Source organism: Pseudomonas sp. E1BtOHC1 (assembly GCF_058744285.1).
The window spans coordinates 6,090,785-6,113,643 of the sequence record NZ_CP196023.1 but is presented as its reverse complement, the minus strand read 5'-3'; the positions used below and the strand labels follow the sequence as shown (position 1 = coordinate 6,113,643).

At 59.3% G+C, this 22,859-nt stretch carries 20 protein-coding genes and 4 tRNA genes; 14 read left to right on the top strand and 10 right to left on the bottom strand.

Annotation, left to right across the window (positions count from 1 at the left end):
* Positions 1-89: 89 nt before the first annotated feature.
* From ltaE to mgtE, 8 genes are all read left to right on the top strand, one after another.
* On the top strand, positions 90-1,094 hold the full coding sequence (gene ltaE, locus ACSSVC_RS27525; protein WP_492611719.1) for a low-specificity L-threonine aldolase: 1,005 nt from the start codon (positions 90-92) through the stop codon (positions 1,092-1,094).
* A 146-nt stretch (positions 1,095-1,240) separates the two neighbouring features.
* Positions 1,241-3,865, top strand: coding sequence for an alanine--tRNA ligase (gene alaS / locus ACSSVC_RS27520; protein ID WP_492611718.1), 2,625 nt, complete (start codon positions 1,241-1,243; stop codon positions 3,863-3,865).
* 97 nt (positions 3,866-3,962) lie between these two features.
* Positions 3,963-5,204 (top strand): aspartate kinase, encoded by a 1,242-nt coding sequence (locus tag ACSSVC_RS27515; RefSeq protein WP_102860691.1) that lies wholly within the window; start codon positions 3,963-3,965, stop codon positions 5,202-5,204.
* A gap of 188 nt (positions 5,205-5,392) precedes the next feature.
* On the top strand, positions 5,393-5,581 hold the full coding sequence (gene csrA / locus ACSSVC_RS27510; RefSeq protein WP_002554426.1) for a carbon storage regulator CsrA: 189 nt from the start codon (positions 5,393-5,395) through the stop codon (positions 5,579-5,581).
* A gap of 62 nt (positions 5,582-5,643) precedes the next feature.
* Positions 5,644-5,734: transfer RNA gene (locus ACSSVC_RS27505), tRNA-Ser, on the top strand.
* Positions 5,735-5,841: 107 nt separating this feature from the next.
* Positions 5,842-5,918, top strand: a tRNA-Arg gene (locus ACSSVC_RS27500).
* Positions 5,919-5,990: 72 nt separating this feature from the next.
* Positions 5,991-6,067, top strand: a tRNA-Arg gene (locus ACSSVC_RS27495).
* Between the two features lie 410 nt (positions 6,068-6,477).
* On the top strand, positions 6,478-7,920 hold the full coding sequence (gene mgtE / locus ACSSVC_RS27490; RefSeq protein WP_346632329.1) for a magnesium transporter: 1,443 nt from the start codon (positions 6,478-6,480) through the stop codon (positions 7,918-7,920).
* Positions 7,921-8,031: 111 nt separating this feature from the next.
* Here mgtE and ACSSVC_RS27485 read toward each other — a convergent pair whose 3' ends face one another.
* Positions 8,032-8,358 (bottom strand): Arc family DNA-binding protein, encoded by a 327-nt coding sequence (locus ACSSVC_RS27485; protein ID WP_016968184.1) that lies wholly within the window; start codon positions 8,356-8,358, stop codon positions 8,032-8,034.
* A 378-nt stretch (positions 8,359-8,736) separates the two neighbouring features.
* Here ACSSVC_RS27485 and phnN point away from each other — a divergent pair, with 378 nt between their 5' ends.
* Complete coding sequence (gene phnN, locus ACSSVC_RS27480) at positions 8,737-9,318, top strand: phosphonate metabolism protein/1,5-bisphosphokinase (PRPP-forming) PhnN (protein ID WP_346632328.1); 582 nt, start codon at positions 8,737-8,739, stop codon at positions 9,316-9,318.
* Here the strand turns inward: phnN and ACSSVC_RS27475 are convergent.
* Together ACSSVC_RS27475 and ACSSVC_RS27470 are read right to left on the bottom strand one after the other, a co-directional pair.
* On the bottom strand, positions 9,293-9,472 hold the full coding sequence (locus tag ACSSVC_RS27475; RefSeq protein WP_346632327.1) for a PA3371 family protein: 180 nt from the start codon (positions 9,470-9,472) through the stop codon (positions 9,293-9,295). The two genes, phnN and ACSSVC_RS27475, sit on opposite strands and share 26 nt — an antisense overlap.
* Before the next feature lie 23 nt (positions 9,473-9,495).
* Positions 9,496-9,735, bottom strand: a complete 240-nt coding sequence (locus tag ACSSVC_RS27470; RefSeq protein WP_492611717.1) for a hypothetical protein — start codon at positions 9,733-9,735, stop codon at positions 9,496-9,498.
* A 295-nt stretch (positions 9,736-10,030) separates the two neighbouring features.
* On the opposite strand from ACSSVC_RS27470, the gene ACSSVC_RS27465 reads away from it, so the two are divergent.
* Positions 10,031-10,107: transfer RNA gene (locus ACSSVC_RS27465), tRNA-Arg, on the top strand.
* A gap of 13 nt (positions 10,108-10,120) precedes the next feature.
* Here ACSSVC_RS27465 and ACSSVC_RS27460 read toward each other — a convergent pair.
* The 3 genes from ACSSVC_RS27460 to ACSSVC_RS27450 are packed head-to-tail and all read right to left on the bottom strand — an operon-like array spanning position 10,121 to position 14,347.
* On the bottom strand, positions 10,121-10,780 hold the full coding sequence (locus ACSSVC_RS27460; protein ID WP_404937503.1) for a DUF1266 domain-containing protein: 660 nt from the start codon (positions 10,778-10,780) through the stop codon (positions 10,121-10,123).
* Positions 10,781-10,787: 7 nt separating this feature from the next.
* Entirely contained in the window at positions 10,788-12,029 is a 1,242-nt protein-coding gene (locus ACSSVC_RS27455) for a hypothetical protein (RefSeq protein ID WP_346632324.1), read from the bottom strand.
* Entirely contained in the window at positions 12,020-14,347 is a 2,328-nt protein-coding gene (locus ACSSVC_RS27450) for a hypothetical protein (protein WP_492611716.1), read from the bottom strand. Before ACSSVC_RS27450 ends, ACSSVC_RS27455 begins: the two co-directional genes overlap by 10 nt.
* A 527-nt stretch (positions 14,348-14,874) precedes the next feature.
* Here ACSSVC_RS27450 and ACSSVC_RS27445 point away from each other — a divergent pair.
* From ACSSVC_RS27445 to ACSSVC_RS27430, 4 genes are all read left to right on the top strand, one after another.
* A complete protein-coding gene (locus ACSSVC_RS27445; protein ID WP_346632322.1) occupies positions 14,875-16,479 on the top strand; it encodes a response regulator in 1,605 nt (534 codons plus the stop codon).
* Positions 16,476-17,165, top strand: coding sequence for a sensor histidine kinase (locus tag ACSSVC_RS27440; RefSeq protein ID WP_404937501.1), 690 nt, complete (start codon positions 16,476-16,478; stop codon positions 17,163-17,165). Before ACSSVC_RS27445 ends, ACSSVC_RS27440 begins: the two co-directional genes overlap by 4 nt.
* Positions 17,166-17,509: 344 nt before the next feature.
* Entirely contained in the window at positions 17,510-18,751 is a 1,242-nt protein-coding gene (locus tag ACSSVC_RS27435) for a glutamine synthetase family protein (protein WP_346632566.1), read from the top strand.
* Positions 18,752-18,824: 73 nt separating this feature from the next.
* A complete protein-coding gene (locus tag ACSSVC_RS27430; protein ID WP_346632320.1) occupies positions 18,825-20,195 on the top strand; it encodes an MFS transporter in 1,371 nt (456 codons plus the stop codon).
* A 57-nt stretch (positions 20,196-20,252) separates the two neighbouring features.
* Here ACSSVC_RS27430 and ACSSVC_RS27425 read toward each other — a convergent pair whose 3' ends face one another.
* The 4 genes from ACSSVC_RS27425 to flgA all read right to left on the bottom strand — a co-directional run bounded on the left by ACSSVC_RS27425 (position 20,253) and on the right by flgA (position 22,842).
* Positions 20,253-20,999 (bottom strand): flagellar brake protein, encoded by a 747-nt coding sequence (locus tag ACSSVC_RS27425; protein ID WP_265073600.1) that lies wholly within the window; start codon positions 20,997-20,999, stop codon positions 20,253-20,255.
* A gap of 96 nt (positions 21,000-21,095) precedes the next feature.
* On the bottom strand, positions 21,096-21,563 hold the full coding sequence (locus tag ACSSVC_RS27420; RefSeq protein WP_123726894.1) for a flagella synthesis protein FlgN: 468 nt from the start codon (positions 21,561-21,563) through the stop codon (positions 21,096-21,098).
* 48 nt (positions 21,564-21,611) lie between these two features.
* Positions 21,612-21,929 carry a flagellar biosynthesis anti-sigma factor FlgM gene (gene flgM / locus ACSSVC_RS27415; RefSeq protein WP_346632319.1) on the bottom strand — a complete coding sequence of 106 codons (318 nt, stop codon included), beginning with the start codon at positions 21,927-21,929 and terminating at the stop codon, positions 21,612-21,614.
* A gap of 151 nt (positions 21,930-22,080) precedes the next feature.
* Complete coding sequence (flgA, locus tag ACSSVC_RS27410) at positions 22,081-22,842, bottom strand: flagellar basal body P-ring formation chaperone FlgA (protein ID WP_346632318.1); 762 nt, start codon at positions 22,840-22,842, stop codon at positions 22,081-22,083.
* Positions 22,843-22,859 lie beyond the last annotated feature (17 nt).

The following is a 22,859-nucleotide window of genomic DNA, read 5'->3' as shown; positions in this document are numbered from 1 at the left end:
GCCCGTGGGGCCGCAGTAATTCGTTTCGAAAGGGAATTCCCCCTGTTTAGCGCGGACCTTGCGGTCCCCCGTAGCCGGAGCCAGATGTGATGAGCGTGATCGATCTTCGTAGTGACACCGTGACCCAGCCGACCCCGGGCATGCTCGAGGCCATGGCTTGCGCCCGTACCGGAGACGATGTCTACGGCGAAGACCCGACGGTCAATCAGCTGGAGGCGGAACTGGCACAACGCTTGGGATTCGCCGCTGCCCTGTTTGTACCTTCCGGCACCATGAGCAATCTGCTGGCCTTGATGGCCCACTGCGAGCGAGGCGATGAGTACATCGTCGGCCAGCAGGCCCATACCTATAAATATGAAGGGGGTGGCGCCGCGGTGCTGGGATCGATCCAGCCTCAGCCGCTGGAGCTTCAGGCCGACGGCTCCCTGGACCTGGATCAGGTGGCGGCCGCGATCAAGCCCGATGACTTTCATTTTGCCCGCACGCGCTTGCTGGCCCTGGAAAACACCATGCAGGGCAAGGTGCTTCCCCTGGCTTACCTGGCCCAGGCTCGGGCCTTTACCCGCGAGCGGGGGTTGGCCCTGCACCTGGATGGTGCGCGGCTGTATAACGCGGCGGTGAAGCTGGGGGTGGATGCCCGGGTGATCACCGAACACTTCGATTCAGTATCGGTGTGCCTGTCCAAGGGCCTCGGTGCGCCAGTGGGCTCGGTGTTGTGCGGCTCCCGTGAGCTGATCGACAAGGCGCGGCGCCTGCGCAAGATGGTCGGCGGTGGCATGCGCCAGGCCGGTGGGCTGGCAGCAGCGGGGCTGTATGCCCTGGAGTATCAGGTACAGCGTCTGGCGGATGACCATGCCAATGCGCAGTTGCTGGCACAGGGGCTGAGCCAGGCGGGCTTCAGTGTCGAACCGGTGCAGACCAATATGGTGTATGTGCAGATGGGGGAACGGGCGGAAGCCCTCAAGGCGTTCGCCGCCGAGCGAGGGATCTGCCTCAGCGCCGCGTCACGGCTGCGCCTGGTAACCCATTTGAATGTCAGTTCCGGGCAAATCGAACAAGTGGTGAGCACTTTTGCCGAGTTTTCCCGTAACTGACAGTGTTCTCCGTCCAATTGACTGTTTGTATCGTACAAACACGCTGTACCAAGTGATTAACGCCGATATAATGCGGCCCTTTGCCGTCGTTTCGTCTGTTGACGTTGCGCACAGGCCTTTGGCCGCAGTCTCCGTGGAAGAACCTAATGAAAAGCGCAGAAATCCGTGAAGCCTTCCTTCGCTTCTTCGAAGAGCAAGGCCACACCCGTGTAGCCTCCAGCTCTTTGATCCCAGGCAACGACCCCACCCTGCTGTTCACCAACGCGGGGATGAACCAGTTCAAGGACTGCTTCCTGGGTCAGGAAAAGCGCGCTTATACCCGCGCTGTCAGCAGCCAGAAGTGCGTCCGCGCCGGCGGCAAGCACAACGACCTGGAAAACGTCGGTTATACCGCTCGTCACCACACCTTCTTCGAAATGCTGGGCAACTTCAGCTTCGGTGACTACTTCAAGCATGACGCCATCACTTTCGCCTGGACTTTCCTGACCTCCGACAAGTGGCTGAACCTGCCGAAGGAAAAGCTCTGGGTCACGGTTTACGCCAGCGACGACGAGGCTTACGACATCTGGACCAAGGAAGTCGGGGTGCCGGCCGAGCGTATGGTGCGCATCGGTGACAACAAGGGCGCGCCTTACGCTTCCGACAACTTCTGGACCATGGGCGATACTGGCCCGTGCGGCCCTTGCACCGAGATTTTCTACGATCACGGCGCCGATATCTGGGGCGGCCCACCCGGCTCGCCTGAAGAGGACGGTGATCGCTACATCGAAATCTGGAACAACGTGTTCATGCAGTTCAACCGCACCGCCGATGGCGTTCTGCACCCGCTGCCGGCGCCGTCGGTGGACACCGGCATGGGCCTGGAGCGGATCAGCGCAGTGCTGCAGCATGTGCACTCGAACTATGAAATCGACCTGTTCCAGAGCCTGCTGGACGCGGCAGCCAAGGCCATTGGTTGCACCAATGATGCCCAGGCGTCGCTGAAAGTGGTGGCCGACCACATCCGTTCCTGCGGTTTCCTGATTGCCGACGGCGTGCTGCCGTCTAACGAAGGTCGTGGTTATGTGCTGCGACGGATCATTCGTCGTGCCTGCCGTCACGGCAACAAGCTGGGGGCCAAGGGCAGCTTCTTCTACCAGATCGTCGCGGCCCTGGTGGCCGAAATGGGCGAAGCCTTCCCAGAGCTTAAATCCCAGCAGGCGCATATCGAACGCGTGCTGAAAGCTGAAGAAGAGCAGTTCGCCAAGACCCTGGAGCAGGGCCTGAAGATCCTCGAACAGGATCTGGCGGCACTCGAAGGCTCGGTAGTGCCGGGCGACGTGGTGTTCAAGCTCTACGACACCTACGGTTTCCCCATGGACCTGACCGGTGACATCGCCCGTGAGCGCAGCCTGACCCTCGATGAGGAAGGTTTCGAGCGCGAGATGGAAGCCCAGCGTGTACGTGCCCGTTCCGCCAGCTCCTTCGGCATGGACTACAACAGTCTGGTCAAGGTCGATGTGGCCACCGAGTTCACCGGCTATCACGCCACCAGCGGTTCGGCCAAAGTGGTCGCCCTCTATAAAGAAGGGCAATCGGTCGACGTACTTAATGAAGGCGAAGAAGGGGTTGTGGTTCTTGACCAGACTCCGTTCTACGCCGAGTCCGGCGGACAGATCGGTGACTGCGGTTACCTGCAGGCTGGCAGTGCACGTTTTGATGTGCGCGACACCACCAAGACCGGTGGTGCGTTCCTGCACCACGGCGTACTGGCGTCGGGCAGCCTGATTGTGGGTGCTCCGGTTGAAGCTCAGGTCGATGCCGACGTGCGTCACGCCACTTCGCTGAACCATTCGGCCACCCACTTGCTGCACGCCGCACTGCGCCAGGTACTGGGCGAGCATGTACAGCAGAAGGGGTCGCTGGTGGACAGTCAGCGCCTGCGTTTCGACTTCAGCCACTTCGAAGCGATCAAGCCCGAGCAGATCAAGGCCCTGGAAGACATCGTCAACGCCGAGATTCGCAAGAATACGGCGGTGGAAACCGAAGAGACCGACATCGATACCGCCAAGAAGAAGGGGGCCATGGCGCTGTTCGGCGAGAAGTACGGCGACAGTGTGCGCGTACTGAGCATGGGCGGTGATTTCTCGGTTGAGCTGTGCGGCGGTATCCACGCCAACCGTACCGGCGACATCGGTCTGCTGAAAATCACCAGCGAAGGCGGTGTGGCTTCCGGCGTACGGCGTATCGAAGCGGTCACCGGTGCTGCGGCCTTGGCGTACCTGAACGCTGCGGAAGAACAACTCAAGGAAGCGGCGACCCTGGTCAAGGGCAGCCGTGACAACCTGATCGACAAACTGTCGGCCGTGCTGGAGCGCAATCGTCTGCTGGAGAAGCAGCTTGAGCAACTGCAGGCCAAGGCAGCTAGTGCGGCGGGTGATGATCTGTCCGCTCAAGCGGCAGACGTCAAGGGCGTGAAAGTGCTGGCTGCGCGTCTTGACGGCCAGGACGGCAAGGCGCTGTTGGCGCTGGTGGATCAGTTGAAAAACAAACTCGGCCGCGCAGTGATCCTGCTCGGCAGTGTCCATGAGGAAAAGGTCGTACTGGTTGCGGGTGTAACCAAGGACCTGACTGGCCAACTCAAAGCCGGTGATTTGATGAAACAAGCCGCTGCGGCAGTGGGTGGGAAGGGTGGTGGTCGTCCAGACATGGCTCAAGGCGGTGGTGTTGATGCTGCTGCGCTGGATGGGGCACTGGCCCTGACCGTGCCATTTGTCGAACAGGGTATTTAAGGCGCCGAGCCGGGCCCGTCGTCTAGTGGCGGGCCCTTGCGCTGTGCAGTTTGATTGATTAACGGGCGCCCCTTTACGGGCTGAGGCGGCTTAGAAAATGGCTTTGATCGTACAGAAATTTGGAGGCACTTCGGTCGGCTCTGTCGAGCGGATCGAGCAGGTCGCCGACAAGGTGAAGAAGTTCCGCGAAGCCGGCGATGACCTGGTGATCGTGCTGTCGGCGATGAGCGGCGAAACCAATCGCCTGATCGATCTGGCCAAGCAGATCAGTGGCGAAGCCAAACCGGTTCCCCGTGAGCTGGATGTGATCGTCTCCACCGGCGAGCAAGTGACCATTGCGTTGCTGGCCATGGCGTTGATCAAGCGTGGTATTCCGGCGGTGTCCTACACCGGCAACCAGGTGCGCATTCTTACCGATAGCGCTCACAATAAAGCGCGAATCCTACAGATCGATGATCAGAAGATTCGTGGTGACCTGAAGGCCGGGCGTGTGGTTGTGGTTGCCGGTTTCCAGGGCGTTGACGAGCACGGCAACATCACTACGTTGGGTCGTGGTGGCTCCGACACCACCGGTGTGGCGCTGGCAGCGGCCCTGAAGGCTGACGAGTGCCAGATCTATACCGATGTAGATGGCGTCTATACCACTGATCCACGTGTGGTACCCAAGGCTCAGCGCCTGGACAAGATCACCTTCGAAGAGATGCTGGAAATGGCTAGCCTCGGTTCCAAGGTGCTGCAGATCCGCGCGGTCGAGTTTGCTGGCAAGTACAACGTTCCGCTGCGCGTGTTGCACAGCTTTCAGGAGGGTCCGGGCACCCTCATTACTATTGATGAAGAGGAATCCATGGAACAGCCGATCATTTCCGGCATCGCTTTCAACCGCGATGAAGCCAAGCTGACTATCCGTGGCGTGCCAGACAATCCTGGCGTGGCCTTCAAGATTCTCGGCCCAATCAGTGCGGCGAACATTGAAGTCGACATGATCGTGCAGAACGTTTCGCACGATAACACCACCGACTTCACCTTCACCGTGCACCGCAATGACTACCTGGCGGCCCAGACTGTGCTGGAAAACACCGCCCGTGAGATCGGCGCCCGTGAGGTGGTCGGTGATACCAATATTGCCAAGGTCTCGATCGTTGGTGTTGGCATGCGCTCCCACGCGGGTGTGGCAAGCCGCATGTTCGAAGCCCTGGCCAAGGAAAGTATCAACATCCAGATGATCTCCACGTCCGAAATCAAGGTTTCGGTGGTGATCGAAGAGAAGTACCTGGAGTTGGCAGTGCGTGCGTTGCACACCGCGTTCGAGCTTGACGCTCCAGCCCGCCAGGGCGAGTGATAGGTGTTTGAAAGGGGCGCGGTCTGACCGCGCCCTTTGTGTTTTTGATCGGCACGGCAGAAAACTGTTCTTTTGCCCGTGCTAGTCAATACTTAGGCGTGTAGGACTGCAGCCGACCAGGTTGTAGGCCGACACCCTTTTTTTTGCAGACTGTAGTCCCTGAAAATGTAATGCGTGAGGAGAAAGGTATGCTGATTCTGACTCGTCGGTGCGCAGAAAGCCTGATCATTGGTGATGGCGAGATCACTGTGACCGTGCTCGGCGTCAAAGGTAATCAAGTGCGTATTGGTGTCAACGCCCCCAAAGAAGTGGCGGTTCACCGTGAGGAAATTTACCTGCGGATAAAGAAAGAGAAGGACGAAGAACCAAGCCATTAATTTTTATCGTTTTTTTTGTTTGCAAACGGGGAGAAAGCTGGTTAATATACGCCCCGTGTTGCGGAGAGCTGGCCGAGTGGCCGAAGGCGCTCCCCTGCTAAGGGAGTACACCTCAAAAGGGTGTCGGGGGTTCGAATCCCCCGTTCTCCGCCATTATTTGTTTAGTACGTTGTAATCTGGCTTCTTCTGTAAGTTGTTGAAATTACTAGAAAAAGTGCTTTACAAAAAGATTTAACGGCCTATAATGCGCGGCAACAAATGCACTCGTAGCTCAGCTGGATAGAGTACTCGGCTACGAACCGAGCGGTCACAGGTTCGAATCCTGTCGAGTGCACCATTTAAGAGTTAGTTGCAGCAATGTAGTTAACTTGGCTTCAGCCAGTTGTGGTCTGGTCTAAAAACACAAAATGCACTCGTAGCTCAGCTGGATAGAGTACTCGGCTACGAACCGAGCGGTCACAGGTTCGAATCCTGTCGAGTGCACCATACACCAGAAAGCCCGCATCGAAAGATGCGGGCTTTTTGCTTTCTGCGTTTTATTTATTTGTCGTTCTTCTTGCTCGTCCGGCTGGAACGGCTTTGGTCTTCGGAAGTCGAATGCTCTGCCTGTCGCCGAACTTTTTTCTCCCGGTGTGTGTTTTCTTTTTCTGCCGGGGCGTCGCAGTTTCATAGATTCGGACACTACTCAGGTTTATGCCGCAAGCGCTTGTTCTTGCCGCGATTTTTTAACGTTTAAAACTGCCAAGCGGTGTATCATTGCGCCCGTCAGCCCCGCCGGGGCTTGTGGAATACCTCCATGGACTTACCCAGTAGTTACTCAGTATCCCGTTTTCACAATCATGAACTGACTGATTGATCCTTCCGGCGTGCTCCTCTGCTGGGAGTGGAGTTCGCCTATGACCGAAGTAGAAGTAAAGAAAACGCAGGAAAGCCTGCAAGACCGCCTCGCTCAAGTCGTTGAGCTGCTGCAGCGCCAGCGGGTGGTTGAAGACCTGACGCACCGTCAGGAAGGTCACCATCACGATCGGGTCGAGAACCTGGTCCATCGGCAAAATCTCGTCGAATTGCAGCGCAAGCTCGATGATCTGCACTCTGCCGACGTTGCCTACATCCTTGAAGCCTTGCCTCTTGAAGAACGCCTGACCGTCTGGCAGTTGGTCAAGGCCGAGCGTGACGGCGACATCCTTCTCGAAGTATCCGATTCCGTACGTGAAACCCTGATCGCCGACATGGACGATCACGAGCTCCTGGCTGCTGCCAAGGAGATGGACGCCGACGAACTTGCTGACCTGGCTCCCGAGCTGCCGCGAGACGTCGTCCATGAGTTGATGGAAGCCCTTGACGGCCAGCAGCGTGAGCGAGTTCGCTCTGCGCTCTCCTATGACGAGGAGCAGGTCGGTGCGCTGATGGACTTCGAGATGGTGACGATTCGAGAGGACGTCAGTCTTGAAGTGGTTCTGCGCTACCTGCGCCGTCTCAAGGAGCTGCCGGGCCATACCGACAAGCTGTTTGTGGTGGATTACGACGGCGTGCTCAAGGGTGTCCTGCCGATCAAGCGTCTGTTGGTTAATGATCCGGACAAGCAGGTCGCGGAAGTCATGGCCAGCGACCCGGTGAGCTTTCATCCGGATGAAGATGCCTACGATGCGGCTCAGGCATTTGAGCGTTATGACTTGATCTCGGCCCCGGTGGTTGACAAGAACGACAAGCTGATCGGCCGTTTGACCATTGACGAAATGGTCGACCTGATTCGTGAGGAGAGCGAGACCGAAGTTCTCAATATGGCCGGTCTGCGGGAAGAGGAGGATATCTTCGCCTCGGTCTGGAAGTCCCTGCGCAACCGTTGGGCCTGGCTGGCAATCAATCTGATTACCGCGTTCGTCGCGTCTCGAGTGATTGGTCTGTTCGAAGGCTCTATCGAAAAGCTGGTAGCCCTGGCGGCACTGATGCCAATTGTTGCGGGTATCGGCGGCAATTCGGGTAATCAGACCATCACCATGATTGTCCGGGCCATGGCCTTGGACCAGGTGAGTACTGGGAATACTTCACGCCTGATGCGCAAGGAACTGGCAGTAGGCCTGATCAATGGTCTGGTCTGGGGTGGGGTGATCGGTGTTGTCGCCTACATGCTCTACGGGAGTTGGTCGTTGGGAGTGGTGATGACCGCCGCGATGACCCTGAACCTGCTGTTGGCGGCCCTGATGGGGGTTCTGATTCCCATGACGCTGGCGCGCTTGGGGCGTGACCCGGCAATGGGGGCCAGCGTAATGATTACTGCCATGACCGACAGCGGTGGCTTCTTCATCTTCCTTGGTTTGGCGACGATCTTCCTGCTCTGAGCCAGCCTCGCACATCGGTTTATTCGCGAAGCGCCTTTATGGCGCTTCGTTGCTTTTATCGCAGGCAAAAAAAAGCCAGCGGCTAGGCTGGCTTGAGCTTTCAGGGTGAAATCAGTTGGCGTCTGCGGCCATTTCGGCGTCATGGGCGATCAGCGAAACCAAAGCGTTCTGCTGGCGATGAGAGAGTTGACGGAAGCGTTGAAGCAGTTCGCGTTCATGCAAGGACAGCTCAGGGCTATCCAGGCGCATGCTCAACTCTTCACCCAAGGCACCTTCCTGAATAAGACTCTGTTCCAGGCGCGCGATGATTTCGGAGTTCATGCTGCGGTGATGATTGCGAGCCACCTCGGCAATGCGTTCACGCATCCCGTCGGGTAGACGTACGACGAACTTGTCAGCCGTACGGCTGGAATAAATTGCCTGTTTCAATGGGCGCATATATTTAACCGGTTAGTTCAGGGGAGCGGTTCTCGGAATTGGCCGCGGGCTGTCTTTTAGGACAAGCCTGATTGCCAAATGTTCAACCTGAATTGTTAAGAGGCCCGCATCATGCCTCAAAATTGCCAGATCCTTGGCGTCAATTCTGTGACAAATATTGAACTGGATAAAGGCGTTATGCCAGCACCAATTATCAGAAATGCGGACTGGTTTGAAAAGATCGCCGGGCCCGCGTTGTTGGCCGCATTCTCCCATTCGACGGGAGTGTCAGTGCACGGGCGAAGGTGCATGCTATGCGGGTGAGAGTGTAATCCCTACCTGTTAGAGGATAGTGGCAAATGGCCGATTTACTAGTTGTGCTGTCCGGAGCGGCAGCCTATGCCGGGTAGAGTGATTTATTTGATGGGGCCTTCAGGGGCCGGCAAGGATAGCCTGATTGATGCGGCCAGGCAGCCTTTAAGTGCGTTGGGATGTGAGGTTGTAAGAAGGGTGATCACGCGCTCGGCCGAGTCGGTGGGCGAGGAGGCGTTGGGGGTCACTGCCGAGGAGTTCGAGCGACGGGTGGCTCGGGGCGATTTTGCCTTGTTTTGGCGAGCCAATGGTCTGGGTTATGGCATTCCCGCGCAGATCGATGCTTGGCTGGCGCAGGGGCAGAATGTGCTGGTCAACGGCTCTAGAGGTCATTTGCCTCAAGCGCGGGAGCGTTATCCTGATTTAATTCCGATAGTTCTGATGGTCGATACCGACGTATTGCGCCGTCGCCTGCTGCGTAGAGGCAGGGAAAGCCTGCCGGAGATAGAGCGTCGCCTGCAGCGCAATGAAAAATTTGCCACTGCTGCCTGGCTGGATGAGGAGCAGGTCGTGCGTCTAGACAATTCGGGTGAGTTGACGACAACCCTGGAGGGGCTGCTGGTCATACTGAGCGAGAAGGGGGTCAGCGCAATACCGGGTCGAACTTGATCTTGCGCCCGGCCAACAGCGCCAACAGGAATAGGCTGAACATTGAGCCGCAGATGATCAGAGCTGCATTGGCCTGGGGGGCTTCCGGCAGCAGCAAGGCGGCGATAGCGCTGAGCAACGTCAGAATAAGCAGGCTTTTGGCTGCGGTGGACATAGAAGGCTCCTGAAGTCTTGGTCTTAAAAAATCCAGCGTTCGGTTGGCGTGGCGGCTGGTTGCTGCGGTGTCTTTTCCTGGGTAACCCTGGTCACGCTGCGAGGCTCGCCCTGGGCGTTCATGACTGCCAGCTGCGGTGTCGGGTGCTGGTTGTAACGAGCGCTGGACAGTCCGGCAGGGCCAGCGTTGTCTGCAGGTTGAAAGTGAAAAGCCACCAGTACGGCAATGGCGATCGCATTCAAGAGAAACAGGGCGCTGTTCATGGGCGTCATCTCCGCAGTGTTTTATCCACTGATAAAGCAGCCTGCGTGCCAAGAGTTTAACTGTAGATAAACTCTTTAAAAACAATAACTTGAGGTGGATTTTAGATGTCGATGAATTGCATTTTGCAATGATGGCTTTTTGCGGTGATGCAATTTGCACGATGAGACCCCGAGTGAGCGGATCGCTCCTGACGGCTCGTGCAAAAAGCCCTATGGATAACATGACAAATGCGGCCTTGGCCGTTAACATGCACGCCGTCCTACGCGCCGTGAAGTATCAGGCGCTTGCAGTTTTGTCTCAGTAGCTCAATTGGATAGAGCATCCCCCTCCTAAGGGGAAGGTTGGCAGTTCGAACCTGCCCTGGGACACCATCCCTTCGCGGTCTCAATCCGCCACAGGCAACAACGCCGGCAGGCCCTGCCAGGCAACCCCAGCCCAGATGCCGCTACCGGGCATGAGCAGCCGGCTCAGGCTTGCTTCATTGAACACCTCACCCAGAGAGTCGGCCCTGAACGCCGCGATCCATTGGCTGCGCCCGAGCATGAAGGCTCTGCCGAAGTCTTCCCAGTCGCTGAAGCAATCCTGAGCTCGTTGGGCATTGAGGAGCATGATCCTCCATCCGCTCTCTGTGTCGATCCAGCCCATCAACATCGCGCAGCGGACAAAGAAGGCGCTGCGCACGCAGGCGAAGGCCATTGCTGCTCGCGGGTCGTCGGTGGCGTTCAGGTCGTGCAGGTCAACCCGGAACCACTGGCGTTCCAGGGTGCTGTTCAAGTGTTCGCGGACTTCGTCGTTCGTGGCGTTGCTGCGAAAGCCGATCTGGTGCAGCAGCGGGGCCCTGAGGGAGGCTTTCGCCTGATCCATGAAATGGGTGGTCTCGGGATCGAAGAAGCCGGTCATCCCGGTGGCATCCACCATGGGTTGGGCCAGGCTCAGTGCCCAGCGTTTGCGTGGCGTGAACACCACCAGAGACGTAGGCGACTGGCGGCGAAAGTAGCGCCACACCAGCCAGGCGCCGAAGGCTACGGCAATTATCGTCATCATGTGCGTTTCACCGGTTTCTGGCCTGCCAGGCTGCGATTTCCTCGGCCTGGGGAGGAGACATGTCCGTCCAGGGCACGCCTTCGGTCCGATACAGCGGGTCGTCGGCGTGGCGTTGTGGCCAGGGGCTTTTCTTGAAGATATGGCGGGTGGCGTACTTGACCGATGGCGCCTGGGGGGCAACTTCCAGCAGCAAGTTGGACTGGCGGGCCGCCACCAGCCATTCGACCATGGCCGACGGGGCGTCCAGTCGGTAGAACAGTTGCGGGTAGCGAGCCACCAGGCGGGTCTGGGCTTGCGCATCGCTGACTTCCTCGATACGCAACCAGCCGGCATCGGTGCGCACGATGCCGATGGCAATGCAGTCGGCTGGCGTCTGCAGGTCGGTGTCCAGGGTGTTGAGGAGGCGCAGCAGGTCCTGGAAGTAGCGCTCGATGGGCGGGCGGTTCTGCTTGCCTTTGACTTGCTCCACGGTCAGTACGCCGTCGTCCTGGATGATCAGGCTGACGGTGATGTGAGGCTGGCCCTGGGCATCACGCAGACTGAACACGCGCATGCCCTGTTGCTCCACGGCTTCGGCGTAGCGTTCACCGTAGCCGCCGGTCAAGGCTCGGCGGTTGGCGAATTGTCCCAGGCAGTGGCGCATCACATAGCTTTCGAAGGCCATTTCAGCCCGTAGCAACGGGCTTTCCGGGCGCAGTTCGACCCAGGTGTGTTCGGCGCAGGAGACCGCCACATTGAGGGCGTCGGGAGAGCTCTGGCGCCAGCCCTGATCGACCCGGGCGGCCATCTGTGCGTGCTCTTTTTCCCATAGTGCCAGGGCCTGCGGGCAAGTGATGCGCTCCAGCTTGCCCTCCAGTGCCGTGCCTTTACGCGAGGTCAGGAACTCCACCAGTTGCGCTTCCTGCTGCAACAGCAATGGCTCCAGCGGGTCGACCCATACCAGCGCCGCCACGGTCTTGGCGGCGTCTTCGAGTTGTACCTTGGCAGCGCTGTCGAAGTACCCGCTTACCCAGGCCGGCGGCGCGTCACTACCCAATGCCGCACAGGCGTCATCCAGGGTCTGGATGCGCCGCGCAGGTTCGAAGTTGCCCACCAGGTGGCGATAGAAGTGATTCAGCAGCCAACCCTGCACCCCATCCTCGTCGCCGCGCCCCAGGCTGCGCTGAGTGATGCCGCGTTTCAGTTCATCGGCATTCAGCAGGTTGCGTGGGGCGTAGCTGGGGCTGCGTTTGTCGGCGCTTACTTCCATATCTGCCACCAGTTTTTCTTGCCGGCCGGTTGAGCCGGTGCTTGCAGCTCGCTCAGGATCTCCTCGATCCGGGCGCGGCACCTGATGTCGTAGTCATCGTCCGGGGTGCACAGCGCCAGGGTTCGTGCGCAGTAGTCAATGGCTTCGGCGGTGCGGCCACGGGCCTTGAGGAAGTCCACCGAGCTGGACATGACCGAGACTTCGTTGAGGGTCAGCACTGCTGGCTCGTAACGCTGCCAGAGGCTGTCGGCGTTGTCGGGATGGGCATGGGCCAGGTAGCGCGCGACCTGAATCCGGGCGAACAGCGCCGAGCTGTCCAGTTGCCGATCGCTGACACCTTGCTCTTCCTGCCACTTGAGCAGGCGTTCGAGCCAGATGAGGATTTCGTTGTCGCGATCGAGCTTGTACAGGGCGTACACCACGGAGGCGACGTACTCATTCGGGTCGTGGCGGCTGTAGCCGAACTCCGCCGAGTAATGCCAAAGCTGTTCTGCGGCATCGATGATGCCGGGCAGATCCTCCAGGCTGATACGTGCACTGAGCAGGCCGTTGTAGTGTTCGGCGAACGGGCTGGCGGCGATGCCGCGCGCGTGCAGCTCGATGGCGTCTTCGTAGCGGATCTGGTTGTAGTAGCGATAGTTGATCGCCAGGTTGTTGCAGAGCATGGAGTACAGGTGCGCGCAGGCATCGTAGGGGTGGCCGCTGCCGCTGGCGAAATAGCGTTCCATGTGGGCCTGGCCCTGCTCGTAGGCGTCTTTCTGCGCTTCGCGCAGCAACGAATAGGCCTGGTCCCGGGCGTCCTTGGGCAGCTTGTCGGCTTCAGTCTCTGCCAGGTCTTCGATGCTCAACGCATAGTTGTAGGCGTATTTGCCGCAGGACAGCACCGGCTTCGGCACTTTCAGTGCCTCGATCACCCCCAGGCTTTTGACCCGAGCGGCAAACAGCGAGAACGCGCTGCGGTTGTCCTGTATACGGCCTGCCTGGATGGCGTTTTGCAGCAGGCTGGCTTCGGTGGTTGCGTCGATCAGGCCGCGCTCTGCGTCATGCACGGCGGCCAGGCGGGTGATCCAGGGCTGCTCGGGGGTACGCCGCAGGGCTTCGGCGCGGGCTTCGGCAAACAGTGAGTCGCGTGTCTCCAGATCTTCCATGGCCTGGTGCAGGGCGGCCAGCAGCGGGGTGGTATCGGACTCGGTGGTTTCGATGTTCGGCAGCGCCTCGAGAAAACTCTGCAGTGCTTCCTCGGTAATACAGGCACGCATCACGCAGATCGGCCACCAGGCACTGCGCTCTTCGGGATCTTGCAGGCGGTCGAGAACCAGGCGGGCGGTAGCTGGCCAGAGTTCGGTTTGCCTGTCGTAGATGTCGATGAAGGCTCGAAACCCCGCTTCGTCGATGCGTCCGGCTTCCATCAGCCAGGGCAGTTCGTACTCGATAAAATTGTTGCCGCCGTCAGAATCCAGGCTCAGGGCGGCGGCATTGCAGACCTTTAAGGCTCCGGCCAGGTCGCCCTGGGCGTGCAGGGCGCGGGCGGCCAGGCGCGCAGTACGCACTTCCCACTCGCGGCGCTGGGGCAGCGAGAGGCCTGAGGTCAATTGGGCGATGGGTTGTTCGAACAGCGCCAGGCGCAACGGGATGATCTCGATCAGCGAGTTGCCCAGCCACAGCCAGTCGCCTTCATCGATGTCTTGGTCGGGACCGGCCGTGCGTACGGCGTTGACGGCTTCCAGCGCGGCGCTACGGGCTTCTTCATCACGACTGTGAAAGGCCAGGACGCGGGCGCGGCGTTGATACTGGTCGGCAGCATCCCAGGCACGCAACGCTACACGGGCAGGATTGCCCAAGGTCAGGGCATAGCGCACTTCGATGGTTTTCAATGCGACTTCGAGGCGACCCTGTTCCAGCTCGTCGAAGATTCGGTAGCGACGATAGTGCTCGACATTGAAGTCCAGGGTTTGTGTGGCCATCTGGTTGAGTTGCTCGAGCACCTCAAGCAAGGTTGTGTCGTCGTCCAGATAACTGGCGACTCGCAAGCGCAGGATGGCCAGGTTCATTGTCAACTCGGCGCGGGCGGGCTCATGCACGGCTTGCAGCAGAGCATTGCCATCCTCTGCGATAACGGCCCGGGCCGCGGCTGAATCACCGGCCTGCATCCATAGCGTGTGCAGGCGGTCGATCGAGGCCAGGGAGTCGGCCCGCAGCGGCTGTGCTTGCAACTGGGCCAGCAGGGTATCGGTTTCCTGGTCCTGTTGCTGTGCCTCAAGGCGGTCCATGAACTGTTCCAGTTCAATCCCGGTTATCGCACTGCTGTCATGCGCCATCGTTAACTCCATTTGATAATGACCTGCGCATCCCATGATGCACTGCCTGGCAGACCGGCATTTGCTCGTCGATGATACCGCCGTCGGGCGTCATGCCGATCCTTCGACACCCGGATTGCAAGCCTGTGGGGCTTGCGACTGATGGAACCTTTGCCGGCTGGCCGGCCCTGCTTGCAGGGCCGGTATTGCGGAGCAAAAACGATCGAGGCTTTGAGGCGCAGCACGCTATCAGGTGATGTTTCAGAATCCAAGGTTTCAACACGCAGCCAAAGTGTTTTTCAGCGCTGGGCCAGGACTTTTTACATCAGGCAGCAAATGCTGTCCGGCCACTTTAAGGGAATGGCGAATTCGGCCGATAACTTCAGTGGACAATTGTGTTCCCAAGTGGCGATCTGCATCACAGGTCGACTTGAAAGTGCTTGATAGCCCGTGGCCAGCAGCTATTATCTGCGCGCCAAAAACAGGCTGCGAAGCCGGGTGGGTCCTGCTGTCCCTGGATTGATCTTCTTACTTGCCTGGAATCTTCGATGCTGGCGTACCACCAAAAGAGCTTTTTGATCGTCGATGATTTCTCGGACTTCCGCAGTTCGGTGCGTTCGATGTTGCGTGAGCTGGGCGTCAAGGACGTGGACACCGCCGACACTGGCGAACAGGCCCTGCGCATGTGCGCGCAGAAGCGCTATGACTTCATCCTCCAGGACTACCATCTGGGCGACGGCAAGAAAAACGGCCAGCAGGTGCTGGAAGACCTGATGCTGGAAAAGCTCATCAGTCATGAGAGCGTGTTTCTCATGGTCACTGCCGAGAGCAGTCAGGCCATGGTACTCAGCGCCCTCGAGCATGAGCCCGATGCCTATCTGACCAAGCCCTTCAATCGTTCCGGCCTGGCCCAGCGCCTGGAGCGCCTGCAACAGCGCAAGACCCTGCTCAAGCCCATTCTTCAGGCCCTTGATCGGGGCAAACCGGTGGAAGTGCTCAACGCCTGCGTCGCTCTGTGCAAGCAGGACCCGCGTTACGCGCCGTTGTGCCTGCGCTATAGGGCCGATGCCCTGCGCGACATGCATCAGAACGAGCCTTTGGAGCGCCTGTATAACAGTATTCTGGCGGACCGGCCGTTGCCCTGGGCCTACGTCGGCCTGGGGCGCCTGCTGTTCAAGCGCGGGCAGGTAGGCGAAGCCAAGGCTGTCTATGAAAAGGCCCTCAAGGCTTTCCCGATGATGCCGGGACTCTATGACGGACTGGCGGATGTGCTGGTGGCCGAAGGCGACACCAAGCGTGCCCAGAATGTGCTGGAAGAGGCAGTGCGCCTATCGCCGTTGGCGGTGCGTCGTCAGGCGCTGCTGGGCAAGCTGGCCATGGCCAACGAAGACTTCGACAGTGCTTCCAGGGCCTATCGGCAGGCTGTATCTCAGGGCGCGCAGTCGCGCTTCAAGGATCCGGAAAGCAATCTTGGCCTGGCCCATGCCTTGATCAGCAAGGGCAGTGAAAAGGGCCTGGACACCCGCACTCGCCTGGAGATCAACCAGACCCTGAGTGCGGTGGCCAAGGAAAACCCCACCGACCCTGGATTGCAGATTCGTGCGCGGCTGATGAAGGCCACCAGCCTGCTGCTCAATGATGCGGAAACCGCAGAGAAACTCACCGAGCAGGCGCTGATGCGCCTGGACGGCATGGAGCAGTTCATGAGTCCTGAAGCGGCATTGCTGGTGGCCAAGCAACTGCAGATGTTGGGGCAGGCCAGTGCCGGTGCCTCGATGTTGAAAAACTGTGCGGAAATCTACGGCGACGATCCGAAGGTCATGCAGAACATCGCCAAGCTCACCGACGATCCGACTATTCTCAGTTCGTCCAATGCAGCGGCCGACATCAACCGCCAGGGCGTGCGCAGTTACAAGGCGGGCAATCTGAGCGAGGCTCGGGAGCTGTTTCGCAAGGCTTTGGCCATGCAGCCGAAGAACATCAGTATTGCCCTGAACATGGCGCAGTCGCTGTTGCACGGCACTGACCCCAATACAGACGCGGCGCTCCTGGAAGAATGCCAGGCGTGCCTGAAAATGGTCGGCATGATGCCCGATACCGACGCGCGTTATCCGCGCTACCAGAAGCTGCGAAGCAAGGCGTTTGGCGAATGAACGAAGAGCAACAGGCGCTCGATTTCTCCACGGTGATTGCCTCCACCGTCCATGACATGAAAAACTCACTGGCCATGCTGATGCAGGCCCATGCCCAGTGGCAGGCCCGTCTGCCCGAGGCGCACCTGGCGCCCGAACAGGGGGTGATCGATTACCACTTCGCTCACCTCAACGGCATGCTGGTGCAGCTCCTGGGGCTGTACAAGCTGGGGGTCAACCAGTTGCCGCTGCAGCCGGCCTACCACGAGCTGGATGATTTCATCGAAGCGCAACTGGTGAGCCATCAGGATGTGTTCAGGAGTCGTGGAGTCTCTGCCACCTATGAGGTCGACCCCTTGAGTCCTCTGGGCTTTTTCGATCGAGAGCTGATTGCCTCGGTGTTGGCCAACTGCATCAACAACGCGCTGCGTTACGCCCGCCATGCACTGTTGATCACGGTCAGTGACGAAGAGGGGCAGGTGGTGCTGTCCATCAACGATGACGGCGACGGCTACCCGCAAGCGATGATCGAGCGTCAGGCCGATTATGTGCAGGGCATCAATCAGAGCAGCGGCAGCACCGGGCTGGGGCTGTATTTCGCCGGACGCATTGCCGAGCTGCATCAGCGCAATGGCGTGTGCGGGCACACCCGTATCAGCAACGGCGGCCCATTGGGCGGCGGGCTGTTCAAGCTGTACTTGCCTTGAGTGCCTGATCGGCGTGGTCGCCGAAGACTGCGGCGGCCAGGTGTTATCAGGGTGGCCAGGCCCTATCAGGGGCTATTGCCTTCTTCTTTTTCAAGATCGGTCCCGGCCATGACGTGTGGGTTGCTCGCCGGGAGTTCGTGCCCTCCCGGGATTTTATTCTTGTCTGCTTGAAATCCTGAACGGGTGATGCGTATTTTGTACGGGTCGCCGTTCGCGGCTCGTATAACAACAAGGATTGAGTCATGACAACCGATGGCCACAGTTCACTCGCCGAGCGATTGACGGGCATTGATGAGATTGAATGCGTCACTCCGGATCTCAATGGCGTGCCGCGGGGCAAGGTGATGACCGCCGAGGGCTTTCTCGAAGGGCGGCGTTTGCAGATGGCTCGCGGGGTGCTACTGCAATGCATCATGGGCGGGTATCCGCCGGCACGGTTTTACGGCAGCGACGACGGCGACCTGGCGCTCAATGCCGACCCTCGGCAGATTCATCGTCTGCCCTGGAGCCAGACACCACGGGCACTGGCCATTTGTGATGCGGATGAGCTCAGTGGCGAAAGCTCGCGACTCTCCACCCGCGGCCAGCTCAAGCAGGTGATCGCACGCTATTCGGCCCTGGGGCTGGCGCCGGTGGTGGCCACTGAGCTGGAATTCTTCGTGTTCGCCGCCAATGACGATCCGGCACAGGCTTTTCGGCCTCCGGTAGGCCTGGACGGTCGACGGGAGGAGGGCTACTCGGCATTCAGTGTCAGCTCCAACAACGGCCTGCGGCCGTTCTTCAAGGAAGTCTACGAGTGCATGGCGGCCCTGGGCTTGCCTCGCGATACCTTCATGCATGAAATGGGCGTCAGCCAGTTCGAGATCAACCTGTTGCACGGCGATCCGCTGCTGCTGGCAGACCAGACCTTCCTGTTCAAGCACCTGCTCAAGGAAGTGGCCCTCAAGCACGGGCTGATCGTGGTTTGCATGGCCAAGCCCCTGGCTCATACGCCGGGCAGCTCAATGCATATTCACCAGAGCCTGGTGGAGATCGGCAGTGGGCGTAACGTCTTCAGCGATGACACCGGGCAGCCGACGGCGATGTTCCGCCATTTCATCGGCGGGCTACAGGCCGGGCTGGCGGACCTCACCGCATTGTTCGCGCCCAACGTGAACTCCTATCAGCGCTTGTGCCATCCTTACGCTTCGCCGAACAATGCTTGCTGGTCCCATGACAATCGGGCTGCGGGGCTACGTATTCCGGCCAGTTCGCCGGTGGCGCGGCGGGTGGAGAATCGCCTGCCGGGCGCGGACGCCAATCCGTACCTGGCGATTGCGGCGAGCCTGGCAGCGGGCTTGCACGGGATCGAGAACGAGCTGGAGCCCGCGGCGGCTATCCAGGGTGAGTTCGAGGTTCCGGACAATCTGTCGCTGCCTTGTACCTTGCATGCGGCGTTGGAGCGTCTGAAACGTAGTCAGTTGGCAAGGGAACTGTTCGGCACCGAGTTCATCGAAGGCTACATCGCTTCGAAGACCATGGAGTTGACCAGCTTCTTTGATGAAATCACTCCCTGGGAGCGGCGTGTGTTAGCGGCCCAGGCATAACCGAACCGTCGCTGGTCGGGTCCTGATTTGCCAAGGGCCCGGCACCTCATTCAAGGAGCCGCTCGGAACGCCGATGCGCCAAATCTGGAAATCCTTTCGAGCGCTTTATTTCGCCTCGCTGATGATGTTGATCGGCTCGGGTCTGCTCAGCACTTATCTGGCTCTTCGCCTGGCCGCCGACCATGTCGATGGCCTGTGGGTGGGGGCCTTGATGGCGGCCAACTATTTCGGTCTGGTATTGGGGGGCAAGCTGGGGCATCGGTTGATTGCCCGGGTCGGGCATATCCGCGCCTACGCTACCTGTGCCGGGATCGTTGGTGCGGCGGTGCTCGGGCACGGTTTGGTGGACTGGCTGCCGGCCTGGCTGGTGCTGCGGATGATCGTCGGCCTAGGGATGATGTGCCAGTACATGGTCATCGAAAGCTGGCTCAACGAGCAGGCCGACGCCAATCAGCGCGGTCTGGTGTTCAGCGGCTACATGATCGCCTCTTACCTGGGGTTAGTGCTGGGGCAGTTGATTCTGGTCATGCACCCGGCCCTGGGGTTGGAACTATTGATGCTGGTGGCCCTGTGCTTTGCCCTGTGCCTGGTGCCGGTGGCCATGACCCGGCGTATTCACCCGGCGCCTTTGCATCCGGCGCCGATGGAGCCGCGCTTCTTTATCAAGCGAGTACCCCAGTCTCTGAGTACCGTGCTGGGGTCGGGGTTGATCGTGGGTTCGTTCTATGGCCTTGCGCCGCTCTATGCGTCGCAGCAGGGCTTGAGTACCGAGCAGGTCGGTCTGTTCATGGGGAGCTGTATTTTTGCCGGTCTGGTGGTGCAGTGGCCATTGGGCTGGTTGTCCGATCGCTATGATCGGGCGTTGCTGATTCGCTGTTTCGCACTGTTCCTGGCGGTGGTGGCCCTGCCTCTGGCGATCCTGCCGTCGGTTCCCCTGGAGATGCTCTTTATTCTCGGGTTCCTTTGTTCCCTGGTGCAGTTCTGCCTCTATCCGCTGGCGGTGGCTTTCTCCAATGACCACGTGGAAAGTGATCGTCGAGTGTCGCTGACGGCGATGCTGTTGGTGACGTATGGCGTGGGGGCGAGCATCGGTCCGTTGGCGGCCGGGGTGCTGATGAAGTTGTTCGGCAGTCAGATGCTGTATGCCTTCTTCAGTTTCTTTGCCCTGGTCCTGGTCTGGAGGATCCGGCCGAAGGCGGTGACCAATCTGCATCAGGTGGATGATGCGCCGCTGCATCACGTCGCCATGCCGGACAGCATGTCCAGCTCACCTCTGGTGGCGGCTCTCGATCCACGGGTGGATGAGCAGGTGGTGCAGGATCAGATGCAGACCACGCCCGCTCCGGATGCTGTGCCTGCAGCGGAGCCTGAGACGCCGGAAGCGTCGGATGAGGCGTCGCCCGACGATTGTGCTCGGGATCATCTGAGTGGGGCTCGACCCTAGAAACGAAAAACGGGCAGTTGCCGCAAGGCACTGCCCGTTTTCATTGATGCGTGGGGTTCAGAGGTCGTCTTTGTCGAAGCGCCGCGCTTCACGCTGCAACTGATAGACGAAGCGCTCTACCTGACGCTGCACCAGGCCGCTCATGTTGTGAAAGCGCACGCCGGCGAAGGTGGTGTCGATACGCTCCTCGTGATGCAGGTAACGCAGTTCGACCGGGGCGGTCATGCTGCCGAAGGGCAGGGCGGCAATAAAGCGCTCGTACACCTGACCCAGTTGCAGGCGCGAAGAGATATCGCCGTCGAAGCGCAACTTGCAGCCGGTAGCGGAAATATCCAGCAGCTTGCCGGTCAGAGGGGACTTGAGTTTTTCGCCGCTGAGTTCGATGTCGACCAGTTGCGCCAGCTTGAGTGCAGCCCGGAAGGCGTTGCGGCGCTGGTGGTAAACCACTTCGTCCGGCAGCGTGGTCCGGTAGCAGCGCCCGCCATTGGACTCATCGAGGGTCGGCAGGCCGTTGCTTTCCCAGGCGATGCGCACGCCTTCATGAAAGCCTTCAACGCGAAATGGCTCGCCTGCCAGCATGAATCGCTCACCGTCGCGAGGGATCATTTCATCAAGGGCAATCATGTTGCTGTCGCGGTCCACTTCCACGAGGTAGCTCTGGAAGCGCTGACTGCGCTCATGGAAAGTGATGATCAGCGGGTCGTGGCTCTCTTGCAGCAGCCGCAGGTTGGAGGAAATTTCCAACGCAGTGGTGAACACCTTAGGTGGCTGCGGAGCATCTTCCGCGTTTGAGGCGTTGAACACGGTTCATCAATCTCCAGACAAAATACAACTACACGCAGGATCTGGCATTTTGCCAGTATGTTTCACGGCTTGGTAGCGCGCACTCATTTTTGGGGCTTAAGCCTGACTGAGTGGGCGGGGCTTCGCAAGCATAGAGGTAGAGCCGCGGGCGTCATAAAGTGCTGGGGGTTCACCGCCGTTGAGGATTTTCAACTGGTTGGCGGTGGTGGCCTGTTGAATCTGGATCGAACGGCCATTGAGTTCGTTGGTGGCCTGGCAGTCGGCGAGCAACTGGGTCAGCAGATTGCCCTGCTCGAGCAGTTGGTCGCCCAGGCTGGAGTGACTGGCCAGTTGCTCGAGGCCTGCACGATTGCTCGGCAGGTTCAGGCTGGCAAGGATCTCTGTGCGCTTACGGCCATGCTGTTCCAGCAATATGACCAGGGCCTGCTTCTGCGCCAGGATATCCTCCAGCAACGGCATGTCGCGGCCGTGCAGGGCAATGGATTCGGCTCTGAGCAGCTCCAGCAGTTGTTGAGCTGGAGCAAGGTCGTCATTGATCAGTTGCAGTAAATTGGTGTCGTGCATGGCTGGCCTTGGGGATTAAGCGTCCAAAAGCCTGGCGCAAGCCTGTGGCTAGCGCTGGGCTTCGAAGTTGAGCAGTTTGCTGGCTATACGGTTGCTGTCGACCTTATAGCTGCCATCGGCAATGGCTTGCTTCAACTCGGCCACTCGGGCCTTGTCGACAGCAGGCTGATCGCGCAGCTTGTCGGTGATTTTCTGCAACTGTTGAGCCTCATTGCTGAGGTGTACCGATTCCCCGCTTTTGCTGGTCTCGGCTGCAGTCGTCAGCGGAGCGGATTTGCCGGCATCACCGGTTTCCTTGCTGGCGCTGGTACGCGTACTGCCTGTCAGTGAAGGGGAGCTGTTTAAACGGCTGAAGTCGATGACCATGATGAAGAAAACCTCTGGGTATTTGGACGCTTGCCATGTTTTCGGCCATACCCTGAAAAACTTTAGGCTCGATTGTCGACAAGCCAGCGCAGGTATCTGCGACCCTTTATCGGCCACAGTTTAGGGAACGAGCGAGTCGAGCGCCAGTTATCTACATTGCCACTTCCACCTGCCCCGGTGCGGTGATGCGCGCCTTGATCACTCGCTGCGAGTTTAGGTTCTTGACCCGGATCTGCTCGCTCATGCCGCCATTGGACAGTGCCTCCCCCGGCATCCGCACGTTCAGGGTGCCGCTACGTGCCGAAATCACCACCTGATCGCCCTTGCGCACCACTTCAGCCTGTTCCAGGTGCCCCAGGGTAATGAGCTGGTCGGCGACCATTGGTCGGACAAGTTTCTGACCAATGGCCTGGTCCACGGAGGTCAGGTAGCCCTGATTGTTCAGGCTGATATCTCTCTCACGCAACACCACGTCTTCCGGCTCGATGATCCCGGCGCGCTTGAGTGGGCGTGAAGTGGTGACCACTTCGCGAAACAGCTTGACCTGGGCTGGCACGAATACGGTCCAGGGGGAGGCGCCTTCGCAGCGTACCTTGACCGTGACCCGTCCCAGCGGCTGTGCTGGACTTTCCAGGCTCGCTGTCAATTCCTTGTCGCAGGCGGGCATGCGCATACGCGGATCCAATTGGTTGACTTGGATTTCGTAGCGTCCTTCCGTTTGACTGGTGGCCAGGTAGTCTTCTACCGTGAATTCAAGAAACCCTTGAGTGACGCCGATAAGTAGATCAGGCAGGGTGACCGAATCAGCAACGGCAGGGCCGCCAGGGTTTAGGATACACAGCGCCGACAACCCACAAAGCAATGCGCGGTAGGGGGATGTCAGGCGTCGGAAAAATGTCGTTTTGGCGTTCATAACAGTTAAAAAGCAAG

Coding starts and splice junctions, on each gene's coding strand:
- flgA (WP_346632318.1), bottom strand. CDS start 22,842: ATGAACGCCAAAACGACATTTTTCCGACGCCTGACATCCCCCTACCGC.
- ACSSVC_RS27445 (WP_346632322.1), top strand. CDS start 14,875: ATGCTGGCGTACCACCAAAAGAGCTTTTTGATCGTCGATGATTTCTCG.
- phnN (WP_346632328.1), top strand. CDS start 8,737: ATGCCGGGTAGAGTGATTTATTTGATGGGGCCTTCAGGGGCCGGCAAG.
- ACSSVC_RS27440 (WP_404937501.1), top strand. CDS start 16,476: ATGAACGAAGAGCAACAGGCGCTCGATTTCTCCACGGTGATTGCCTCC.
- flgM (WP_346632319.1), bottom strand. CDS start 21,929: ATGGTCATCGACTTCAGCCGTTTAAACAGCTCCCCTTCACTGACAGGC.
- ACSSVC_RS27450 (WP_492611716.1), bottom strand. CDS start 14,347: ATGGCGCATGACAGCAGTGCGATAACCGGGATTGAACTGGAACAGTTC.
- csrA (WP_002554426.1), top strand. CDS start 5,393: ATGCTGATTCTGACTCGTCGGTGCGCAGAAAGCCTGATCATTGGTGAT.
- ACSSVC_RS27430 (WP_346632320.1), top strand. CDS start 18,825: ATGCGCCAAATCTGGAAATCCTTTCGAGCGCTTTATTTCGCCTCGCTG.
- alaS (WP_492611718.1), top strand. CDS start 1,241: ATGAAAAGCGCAGAAATCCGTGAAGCCTTCCTTCGCTTCTTCGAAGAG.
- ltaE (WP_492611719.1), top strand. CDS start 90: ATGAGCGTGATCGATCTTCGTAGTGACACCGTGACCCAGCCGACCCCG.
- ACSSVC_RS27420 (WP_123726894.1), bottom strand. CDS start 21,563: ATGCACGACACCAATTTACTGCAACTGATCAATGACGACCTTGCTCCA.
- ACSSVC_RS27460 (WP_404937503.1), bottom strand. CDS start 10,780: ATGATGACGATAATTGCCGTAGCCTTCGGCGCCTGGCTGGTGTGGCGC.
- ACSSVC_RS27435 (WP_346632566.1), top strand. CDS start 17,510: ATGACCGCCGAGGGCTTTCTCGAAGGGCGGCGTTTGCAGATGGCTCGC.
- ACSSVC_RS27515 (WP_102860691.1), top strand. CDS start 3,963: ATGGCTTTGATCGTACAGAAATTTGGAGGCACTTCGGTCGGCTCTGTC.
- ACSSVC_RS27470 (WP_492611717.1), bottom strand. CDS start 9,735: ATGAACAGCGCCCTGTTTCTCTTGAATGCGATCGCCATTGCCGTACTG.
- ACSSVC_RS27455 (WP_346632324.1), bottom strand. CDS start 12,029: ATGGAAGTAAGCGCCGACAAACGCAGCCCCAGCTACGCCCCACGCAAC.
- ACSSVC_RS27485 (WP_016968184.1), bottom strand. CDS start 8,358: ATGCGCCCATTGAAACAGGCAATTTATTCCAGCCGTACGGCTGACAAG.
- ACSSVC_RS27475 (WP_346632327.1), bottom strand. CDS start 9,472: ATGTCCACCGCAGCCAAAAGCCTGCTTATTCTGACGTTGCTCAGCGCT.
- mgtE (WP_346632329.1), top strand. CDS start 6,478: ATGACCGAAGTAGAAGTAAAGAAAACGCAGGAAAGCCTGCAAGACCGC.